The sequence below is a fragment of the Lysobacter sp. Root690 genome (assembly GCF_001427785.1).
Taxonomy (GTDB): Bacteria; Pseudomonadota; Gammaproteobacteria; order Xanthomonadales; family Xanthomonadaceae; genus Lysobacter.
Map to the genome: position 1 here is coordinate 864,537 of NZ_LMHM01000012.1, position 8,895 is coordinate 873,431.

Annotated in this window: 10 protein-coding genes; 3 read left to right on the forward strand and 7 right to left on the reverse strand. The window is 63.7% G+C overall.

Annotated elements, in window-relative coordinates; all coding sequences use genetic code 11:
• Window positions 1–57: 57 nt before the first annotated feature.
• From ASD86_RS11605 to cysT, 3 genes are all read right to left on the reverse strand, one after another.
• Window positions 58–1,101 carry a sulfate/molybdate ABC transporter ATP-binding protein gene (locus ASD86_RS11605; protein ID WP_056110492.1) on the reverse strand — a complete coding sequence of 348 codons (1,044 nt, stop codon included), beginning with the start codon at window positions 1,099–1,101 and terminating at the stop codon, window positions 58–60.
• 90 nt (window positions 1,102–1,191) lie between these two features.
• Window positions 1,192–2,067 (reverse strand): sulfate ABC transporter permease subunit CysW, encoded by an 876-nt coding sequence (gene cysW / locus ASD86_RS11610; protein ID WP_056110494.1) that lies wholly within the window; start codon window positions 2,065–2,067, stop codon window positions 1,192–1,194.
• Window positions 2,060–2,926, reverse strand: coding sequence for a sulfate ABC transporter permease subunit CysT (gene cysT / locus ASD86_RS11615; protein ID WP_056110495.1), 867 nt, complete (start codon window positions 2,924–2,926; stop codon window positions 2,060–2,062). Before cysT ends, cysW begins: the two co-directional genes overlap by 8 nt.
• A 353-nt stretch (window positions 2,927–3,279) precedes the next feature.
• On the opposite strand from cysT, the gene ASD86_RS26695 reads away from it, so the two are divergent.
• The 3 genes from ASD86_RS26695 (at window position 3,280) to ASD86_RS26700 (ending at window position 4,998) form a co-directional block, all read left to right on the forward strand.
• Entirely contained in the window at window positions 3,280–3,711 is a 432-nt protein-coding gene (locus ASD86_RS26695) for a hypothetical protein (protein ID WP_157476520.1), read from the forward strand.
• A 94-nt stretch (window positions 3,712–3,805) separates the two neighbouring features.
• Window positions 3,806–4,426, forward strand: a complete 621-nt coding sequence (locus ASD86_RS11620; RefSeq protein WP_157476522.1) for a hypothetical protein — start codon at window positions 3,806–3,808, stop codon at window positions 4,424–4,426.
• A gap of 95 nt (window positions 4,427–4,521) precedes the next feature.
• Window positions 4,522–4,998, forward strand: coding sequence for a hypothetical protein (locus tag ASD86_RS26700; protein ID WP_157476524.1), 477 nt, complete (start codon window positions 4,522–4,524; stop codon window positions 4,996–4,998).
• A 201-nt stretch (window positions 4,999–5,199) separates the two neighbouring features.
• Here ASD86_RS26700 and ASD86_RS11625 read toward each other — a convergent pair whose 3' ends face one another.
• The 4 genes from ASD86_RS11625 to ASD86_RS11640 form a co-directional block, all read right to left on the reverse strand.
• On the reverse strand, window positions 5,200–6,204 hold the full coding sequence (locus ASD86_RS11625) for a sulfate ABC transporter substrate-binding protein (RefSeq protein ID WP_056110499.1): 1,005 nt from the start codon (window positions 6,202–6,204) through the stop codon (window positions 5,200–5,202).
• A gap of 33 nt (window positions 6,205–6,237) precedes the next feature.
• Window positions 6,238–7,698 (reverse strand): porin, encoded by a 1,461-nt coding sequence (locus ASD86_RS11630; protein ID WP_056110501.1) that lies wholly within the window; start codon window positions 7,696–7,698, stop codon window positions 6,238–6,240.
• Window positions 7,699–7,869: 171 nt separating this feature from the next.
• Window positions 7,870–8,199, reverse strand: coding sequence for a DUF2292 domain-containing protein (locus ASD86_RS11635; protein WP_056110503.1), 330 nt, complete (start codon window positions 8,197–8,199; stop codon window positions 7,870–7,872).
• Window positions 8,196–8,714, reverse strand: a complete 519-nt coding sequence (locus tag ASD86_RS11640) for an Rrf2 family transcriptional regulator (protein ID WP_082578274.1) — start codon at window positions 8,712–8,714, stop codon at window positions 8,196–8,198. The genes ASD86_RS11635 and ASD86_RS11640 overlap by 4 nt, the downstream gene beginning before the upstream one ends.
• Between the last annotated feature and the right edge of the window lie 181 nt (window positions 8,715–8,895).

Consider the following 8,895-nt stretch of genomic DNA (forward strand, 5'->3'; position numbering starts at 1 on the left):
GTCGCGGACCCTCACCCCAACCCCTCTCCCGCAAGCGGGAGAGGGGCTCCATGCGGCTTATTCCGAATACACCCGATACCGCAGCGGCCGCACATGCACCGTGCTGCCCGAGGCCGGGGTCACCGCATCGGGCGTCGCCACCAGGTCCAGTTCCAGCGGCCGGGTCTGGCCGTCGACCACCAGTTCCAGGGTGATCCGCTCGGCCAGCCGATGCGAGGAAATCACCCGCGCCGGCAGGCCTTCGCCCTCGCCGACCAGGGCGATGTCGTGCGGGCGCACATACAGGCGCGCGCGGCTGCGGCTGCTGCCGTCCACCGGCAGACGCAGGGCGTGGCCGTTGACCGACAACTCGCCGCCCTCGGTCTGGCCTTCGATCACGTTGGCCCGGCCAATGAAATCGAACACATAAGCCGAAGCAGGCGCGCTGTAGATCTCGTCGGGCGTGCCGATCTGTTCGATCCGGCCGTCCTTGAGCACGACCACGCGATCGGCCAGTTCCAGCGCCTCTTCCTGATCGTGGGTGACGAACAAGGTGGTCTGGCCGGTTTGCTCGTGCAGACGCCGCAACCAGCGCCGCAGCTCCACCCGAACCTTGGCGTCGAGCGCGCCAAACGGTTCGTCGAGCAGCAGCACGGTCGGGTCGATCGCCAGCGCGCGCGCCAGCGCGACGCGTTGCTTCTGTCCGCCGGACAGTTGTTCGGGATAGCGCGCGCCGAGCTCCGGCAACTGGATCAGGTTCAACAGCTCCTGCACGCGCTTGGCGATCGTCGCCTTGTCCGGCCGCCGCGCGCGCGGCCGGCTGCGCAGGCCGAAGGCGATGTTCTCGGCCACGGTCATGTGCTTGAACAAGGCGTAGTGCTGGAACACGAAGCCGACATTGCGTTCGCGCAAACTCAGCCGGGTCGCGTCGTGTTCGCCGAACAGCAGTTGGCCCGAATCGGGCTGCAGCAGGCCGGCGATCACGCGCAGCAGCGTGGTCTTGCCCGAGCCCGACGGCCCCAGCAGCGCGACCAGCTCGCCCGAGGCGACGTCGAGATCGACCGAGTCGAGCGCGGCGACGTTCGCATAACGCTTGGCGATGGCTTTGAGGTGCAGATCCATTCGTGGCGATACCTGGTGAAGCGAGCAGTGGCAGCGGTGGAGAGGAGTGAGTTCTGAGGAGTGAGGAGCGAGTAGCGAGCGCAGCCTGCGTCAGTGTCTTCGGTGCGAGCGCGCGAGCGCGTCGCCGTGCCGCGCTTCCAGCCAGATCTTGACCACCAGCGTGACCAGGGCCAGACCCGCCAGCAACGAGGCCACTGCGAACGCCGCCGCCGCTTCGCCGCCCATCTGTTTGTACAACACCTCGACATGCAGCGAGAGCGTATTGGTCTGGCCCATGACATTGCCCGACACCACCGTCACCGCGCCGAACTCGCCCATCGCGCGCGCGCTGCACAACAGCACGCCGTACAACAGGCCCCACTTGATATTGGGCAGGGTCACGCGGAAGAACATGGTCCAGGCATTGGCGCCGAGCGAACGCGCGGCCAGTTCCTCGTCGCTGCCTTGCTGCTCCATCAGCGGAATCAACTCGCGCACCACGAACGGGAAGGTCACGAACATGGTCGCCAGCACGATCCCGGGCGTGGCGAACAAGATCTTGATGTCGTAGTGATTGAGCAGGTCGGCGAAATAACCATGGGTCGGACTGAACAACAGCACCAGACACAGGCCCGCGACCACCGGCGACACCGCGAACGGCAGATCGATCAGCGCCATCAAGGTGCGCTTGCCGCGGAATTCGAAGCGGGTCACCGCCCAGGCGGTGAACACGCCGCAGATCGCATTGACCGGCACCACGATCGCGGCGGTGAGCAAGGTCAGCTTGAGCGCGTGGATCGTGTGCGGCTCGCTGACCGCGGCAAACCAGACTTTCAACCCGCTGCCGAACGCCGCGCCGAGCAGCATCAGCAAAGGCATGACCACGATCAACAACATGATCGCCGTGGCCAGGCCGATCAGGGTCCAGCGCACCCAGGCCGGTTCCTGCAGTGGATCGCGCGCGGGCGCGCTGCGAGCGTCAGCCATCGCGGCGATTCCCGTGCGCGAACAAGGTCGAGGCGGCGTTGATCGCGACCAGACACGCGAACGACATCAACAGCAGCAAGGTCGCCAGCACGATCGCGGCGGTGACGCCTCCCTCCTCTTCCAGGCGAATGGTGATCAGCAGCGGCGCGATCTCGGTCTTCATCGGCAGATTGCCGGCGATGAAGATGACCGAGCCGAATTCGCCGAGCCCGCGCGCGAACGCCAGCGAAAACCCGGTCAGCAGCGCCGGCAGCAGTTCGGGCAGGATCACCCGCCGCAGCGCGGTCAGGCGCGAGGCGCCGAGCGAGATCGCCGCTTCCTCCTGCTCACGGCCGAGGGTTTCCAGCACCGGCTGCACCGTGCGCACCGCGAACGGCAGGCCGATGAAGATCAGCGCGATCACGATGCCGGTGACGTTGTTGACCAACTGGATGCCGAACGGCTGCAGCCATTGGCCGACCCAGCCGTTCTGGTCGTAGATCGCGGCCAGGGTGATGCCGGCGACCGCGGTGGGCAGCGCGAACGGCAGATCGACCATCGCGTCCATCAGCCGCCGGCCGGGGAAGCGATAGCGCACCAGCACCCAGGCGATCACCGCGCCGAACACCAGCGCCACGATCGCGGCGACGAAGGCGGCGCCGAAACTGACCTTGAGCGAGGCGATCACGCGCGGATCGGAGATCGCGCGCAGCCAGCCGGCGAAGCCGAGCCCGCCCGAGCGCAGGATCAGCGCGGCCAGCGGCAGCAGGACGATCAGGCCGAGCCAGGTCAGCCCGAGGCCCAGCCCGAGCCCGAGACCGGGCAGCGGCCGGCGCCAGCGGGTGGCGGAGGTCGGCAGAGTAAGGACTTGCTCGCTCATGTGGCGTGGGCGGCAACGTGTTGTGGGGACAGAGGGGTTGGACGCTATCGCGTTCCGGGGGTTCCTGGGAAATGCGCGTTGGTTGTTTCTAGGTGCGGGATGGAGATATGGGGGGCGAGGATGGCCGGGCCGGGGTTCGAATGGGGTGAATGGGGCGGCCGAGCACTAGACCAATGGCTGAGTCATGCGCCTGACAAAGATTGGCCCCGAAATACACAAAGTGGGATCGTTCCGACAAACTGGGTCGGGCTAACGAACTTGCCGCGTGCGTTCAGTCGAGGTGCTTGGACTGAACGAACGCGCCGTCGGATGTCCGCCGACAGTCATTGATCTGGCATCAGGGGGATATTTCGATGACGCTCAAGCCGGCTGTCGGATTGCTGTGCAACTGGAACGCAGTGCGAACCACAGGTGCTTACTCGTTGAAACGCGCTATCCATGGATTGCTATTGGCATTTTTCAGCATCTCCTTGGCCTCTTGCCAAAGGCATGGGTCCGCTGAGGCTGCGATTGAAGGAATTAGAGTCGGTGAGACTCGCGCCAGCGTCGAACTTCTGCTGAAAAGCCGCGGCATGGAATTCACGTTCAATGCGCCGCTGAGCGATACATCAGCCTTGCCAGCTGAATTGATTCAGGAGGAGGCGCTCACATCGCCTACTCTCACGTTTTTCGTTTCCGAACCGCCGATGGATGCGATCACGAAAATCACAAGAATCATCGTGGTGTTCGATCGAGATGGCCGGGTTGCTCGAGTCATGGCAAAAGAAAGCAATCTGGGATTGTAGAAAACAGAGATACAAGGCCAAGGCAATAAAAAACGCTCTGTCCATGATCTGTGTTGGTCAGTTAGGCTTCACAGCGATCACCGAGGATCGCCTCATGACCGCAATCCGCCAGCCATCCGGGGCAACGTGCGTATCTGTGCTCTCCTGGCTGCGGGCAAGTGCGGGTAGTGACGGGGAATGGATGATGAAGAAGATCTCGATGTTCCTGGCTATTGTGCTGACATGTTCGTCGGGCGCGGGCTGGGCGACTTCGCCCGCAAACAGGTCGATAGAAACGTTGTTCAAAAATGCAAAGGCCGTCGTTACCGGAAAAGTGACAGGTGTGAGAGCCGAATGTGGGCAGAGCGAAGAGGTCTGCAATTCGAACTATGTGATCTCACTGGAAGTAAAAACAGTCAGAGAACTCAAGTCGACGGATGAGTCGAGCGCCAAATACAAGTCCCTATGCTCCAATGTGCCTCTGGAGGTCGGTGCTGCATACACTTTGTTTTTGGAGGCGCCGACAGAATTCAACGCGCAGGGTCCGGGCGTGTGCGATCTTGTAGTCGATGTTGATGGCGTGTTTCAGAGAATCGGGTCTTTCGTGTACCGCGTGGGTTCGCCGGATGCAAAGATGATCGTCGACTTTGAAGGCACCAAGTACCTGACAAATGGTGTAGTGGAGCCCAGGTTCGATCAGGCTATGAAATCCCTTTCGCATCATTCATCGCCATGAGGAATTATGAGGCTGCCTCCAATGGAGTCCGATAAACGCATCTGCGCGACCGAGATGTTGACCGCTCCGAACTGAGGTCTGATGAGTGACCAAAAATGAAAACAACAATGGCTGTCTATGTTGCGGTAGGACTTTGCTTGCTTGCTCTAGTTTGGATTTTCTTTCCGGTATCTATTGAAGCTTCCCATCAAAGATTCATGCCATTGACGAATGAACAGTTCGCACAAGTTCGCAGAGATGCAATCGACGCGGAAGTTTCATTAGGACTTAAGGGGATCGAATTGATGGCCGGCGATCCAGCGTCGCATTCAATTCAATTCGATTGCAAAGGGGTGCCGGTCTTGACGCTAATCAATGGGCCGATAGTGCTGTCAGTGCTTACGATGGTAGATGCAGACCAGCGCGCTCCAGATGCCGCATCGTTTCGAGGGCGGTTGTATCCTCGATTAAAGGAGTCCTGGGAGCAGCCTATAAAAGATCCCATTCCGACTCGGCCAAATGTTATCGAGGCATTTGTACTTAAGCACCGCGAAGGTATAGATATTGCAGCCGACTGCTCATCGACCCTGTAGGGCCGATCGGAGGCAACGAAACCGAGGGTGATCGGCACGGACCAACCGTGCATATATCGGTTTCGAAGATGTCCCATAGAACTATTGGGATCGCTTATTGAGCGTTTCGTTGCGTTTTGCCGGATTTGAACACTTCAGCAAACGATAAAGCCCGCAGAAGCGGGCCTTATCGTTGCTGGAGTGGCAATGGGCTTCAGCCGATCACTTCGGCAAATAAATCTTGTCGAAAAACCCACCATCCGAAAAATGCGCCGCCTGCGCTTTCTTCCAGCCACCGAACGCGCCGTCGATCGTCACCTGCTTCACGTCCGGAAATTTCGCCAGTTCCGCCGCCGGCACCTTGTCCGGTTCGGCCGGACGGTAACCGTGTTTGGCGGCCAGGCGCTGGCCTTCGGGGGTGTAGAGGAAACGCAGGTAGGCTTCGGCCTGTTTGCGGGTGCCGTGTTTGTCGACGTTCTTGTCGACCCAGGCCACCGGCGGTTCGGCCTTGATGCTCAGGCTCGGGATGACGACTTCGAACTGGCCGCGGGTGTTGGATTGCTCCAGGGTCAGCAGCGCTTCGTTTTCCCAGGCGATCAGCACGTCGCCGATCTTGCGGTCGACGAAGGTGGTGGTCGAGCCGCGCGCGCCGGTGTCGAGTACGGGGACGTTCTTGAACAGGCTGGTGAGGAAGTCGACGACCTTGTCGCCGTCGCGGAACTTGGTCGAGGCGTAGGCCCAGGCGGCCAGATAATTCCAGCGCGCGCCGCCGGAGGTCTTCGGGTTCGGGGTGATCACCGCGACGCCTGGCTTGATCAGATCGTCCCAGTCCTTGATGCCCTTCGGATTGCCCTTGCGCACCAGGAACACGATGGTCGAGGTGTAGGGCGAGCTCTGATGCGGCAGTCGCGATTGCCAGTTCGCCGGCAACTGCTTGGCGTTGGCGATGGTGTCGATGTCGCCGGCGAGCGCGAGGGTGACTACGTCGGCTTCGAGTCCGTCGACTACCGCGCGCGCCTGTTTGCCCGAGCCGCCGTGCGATGCGCGGATGTTGAGGGTTTCGCCGGTCTGCTGTTTCCATTGCGCGGCGAAGACTTGATTGACCTCGGCGTAGAACTCGCGCGTGGGGTCGTAGGACACGTTGAGCAGGTCGGTGTCCTTGGCCGACACCGTGCCGGCGGCGACGAGCGCCAGGGCCAGCAGGGTCGATCGGAGTGCGGTTTTCATCGGTAGCTCCTGTGAGGGAAGGGCAAGGTCGAATCAGAATGCGAGCTGGGCGCGGGTGAAGAAGGCTTTTTCGTCTTCTCGATCGGCCCCGGCGGCGGCGCCGCCATCGAATTGAGTCTGGGTGTAGTTGGCGACGAGCTTGAGGTTGCCGGTCAGGTACCAGTTCAAGCCCAGTCCCCACGAACGCGCGGCCGCGGCGACGGCGTTGCGGTCGGCGTAACGCGGGAAGGCGTCGTCGTCGATCTCCAGGCGGCCGTAGCGTGCAACCAGTTCAAACGCGCCCCAGCCTGCCGCACCGAGCGTAAAAGCTTGGTTAGGCCGGGCCACGCCCTTGTAGCCGGCGTCTTCGCCGGTCAGTACGTAACCGGCGGTGAGCTGCCATGCGGTCTGTTCGAGTTCGTCGGCGAACGCGCCGACCCGCACGTCCTGGCTGGAGCTGACGTACTCGCCGAGCAGGCTCAGGCCGTTGCGGTAGTAGAACGCCTGCGGCGACCAGCGCGTCTGCGCGCCGTCGGCGAGCACCGCGCTGCGGTAGTTGAAGAACTGGGTCTGGCCCGGAGTGCGGTAGCGCGGCAGGAAGTTGTTGCCGTTGCCGCGGCGGTCGCCGCTGCTCGCGGCCAGGCCGAAGCCGAGGCCGGACAGCGCGTTGCTCGCGTTCTTCCACGGTTCGACGAAGACGCGGCCTGCGAGTTCGAATTCGTTGTCCGGATTGACGGTCGGGCTATCGCGGCCGTCGACCGCGCCGTTGAACACGCCGAGCGCGTACGACACCGTCGCGCCGGCGAGTTCGCCCTGCAACTGCACGCCCAGGTCGCGATTGGGCGTGAGTTCCGAAGCCAGCCCCAGTTCGATCAGGCCGGTGGAGCCGCTGGATTGCAGGCGTTCCAGGCCGACCGGGCTCTTGAACTTGCCGATCCGCACGGTCGCGCGCGGATCGAACTTCAGATCGAAATACGCGTCGGCGATGGTCGCGCTGTCGCCGGCGAATTCGGGCGTGAGGCGGAAACCGATCAGCGGGCCCCAGGTGCCTTCGATGGTCGGCATGATCCGGCGGAACAGGAAGGTGTCGTTCTGCGGCAGTTGTCTGTCGTCGATAAAGAAACGGCCGTCGGCCTGCACCAGCGCCTTGAACTTGAGTTCGACGTCGCCCGGCGGCGGCGATTTCACCGACAGGCCCTTGCTGGCGCTGAGCGCCACCACCGGCGTGCTGGCGACGCGCGCGGCGGTTTCCTCGGCCTGCAGTTCGAGTTTGCGTTCGATCACCCGCAGGCGCTGGTCGAGGTCGCTGAGGTTGCCGCTGTCGGCCGAGGCGTTGGCGACCGCGTCGCCGCCGCCGAGGCGTTGCTCGATCGCGCGCAGGCGCTGGGCCAGTTGCTCGACGGTGAGCTCGTTCGACTGCGCGTGAGCCGGCAGGGCGAGCGCGCAGGCCAGCGCGCTCCACAACGAGACGGTCGCGGTGCGCGCGTTGAGCGCAGGTCGAACCCGGGTTTGCATGACGTGCTCCTTCGATCGATGACGGACGTGGATGGGTCCACGCATTGAGTGGAGAAAACAAAAGCCGCGGACATCATCGAGGCGCGAATGCCCAGCGCCGAACCCCTAGACCGCGATGTTGCTGGCAACCGCCCGCTTCCCCGCGGGCGGTGGCTCAAGTGACGATGCCGCTTACGCCCACGACTCCTGCGCCGCGTCGACCTCGACCCGCTGGGTGCGGGTGATCTCGACGATGCGCGAATCCTGAATGACGACTTCGATCCGACCCGCGCGCAGTTCGCGCACCGCGTTCAACAGCACGTACTCGGTATCGCTGAGGTTGACGATGTTGATTTCGGGCTCCGGATCGCGGGCGATCGGGTAACGCACGGTCGAGACTTGTTGCGCATCGTTGGTGGCGGCGCGTTTGCGGGTCGCGGCGGCGGGTTTCGTCGGCGTCCCGGGCGCGGCCGTTTTCGACGCGGCTTTCTGCTTCGCGCCCGAGCCCGGGCCGCGGTTCACGACAGGCCTCCGTCGAGACTCAGGCTGGCTTCGGCGATCGGCAAGGCGGCGAGAAAATCCGGCGCCAGCGCGAGTTCGCGCAGGCTGCGGCGGTCGAGCACGTCGGAGATCGCATCGCGCGCCTCGCGCATCAGCGAACGCAGGCTGCAGGCATCCGGGTCGGGGCAATCGGCGCAGGCCTGGTAGGCGCTGACGCTGGCGCAGCGCACCGGCGCCAGCGGGCCGTCGATGGCGCGGATCAGGTCGCCGACCATGATCTGATCGGCTGGGCGGGCGAGGGCGTGGCCGCCCTTCTGGCCGCGCCGGCTGTCGATGAAACCGGCCTGGCGCAGGTCGACCAGGATGGTTTCGAGGAACTTGCTCGGCGCGCCGCTGTGTTCGGCGATGGTGCGCGCCTGCAGCCGTTCGCGGCGCGGGCGCGGGACCAGCGCGGGGTCGGTCGGGCGCCGGGCGTGCTCGGCGCGCGCGAGCGCGCACATCGCGCGCAGGGCGTACTTGGCCTTCATCGTCAGCATTTCCCATTCACCATGTAGGGAATGTGGCCGGGCGCGCGGGTCAGGGGAAAAGGTATTGCTTCATCTGCTTATGACTGCCCGGCATGTGGGTGGGCGAGGGTAAGAGCGGCGCGAGCCGCGACCGCGAGGCCGCGATCACGCCGGAAGTTTCGCCGCGGCTGTGGTTTCGCGGTCGCGGCTC

Coding starts and splice junctions, on each gene's coding strand:
- cysT (WP_056110495.1), bottom strand. CDS start 2,926: ATGAGCGAGCAAGTCCTTACTCTGCCGACCTCCGCCACCCGCTGGCGC.
- ASD86_RS11640 (WP_082578274.1), bottom strand. CDS start 8,714: ATGCTGACGATGAAGGCCAAGTACGCCCTGCGCGCGATGTGCGCGCTC.
- cysW (WP_056110494.1), bottom strand. CDS start 2,067: ATGGCTGACGCTCGCAGCGCGCCCGCGCGCGATCCACTGCAGGAACCG.
- ASD86_RS11620 (WP_157476522.1), top strand. CDS start 3,806: ATGACCGCAATCCGCCAGCCATCCGGGGCAACGTGCGTATCTGTGCTC.
- ASD86_RS26700 (WP_157476524.1), top strand. CDS start 4,522: ATGAAAACAACAATGGCTGTCTATGTTGCGGTAGGACTTTGCTTGCTT.
- ASD86_RS11630 (WP_056110501.1), bottom strand. CDS start 7,698: ATGCAAACCCGGGTTCGACCTGCGCTCAACGCGCGCACCGCGACCGTC.
- ASD86_RS11605 (WP_056110492.1), bottom strand. CDS start 1,101: ATGGATCTGCACCTCAAAGCCATCGCCAAGCGTTATGCGAACGTCGCC.
- ASD86_RS26695 (WP_157476520.1), top strand. CDS start 3,280: ATGACGCTCAAGCCGGCTGTCGGATTGCTGTGCAACTGGAACGCAGTG.
- ASD86_RS11625 (WP_056110499.1), bottom strand. CDS start 6,204: ATGAAAACCGCACTCCGATCGACCCTGCTGGCCCTGGCGCTCGTCGCC.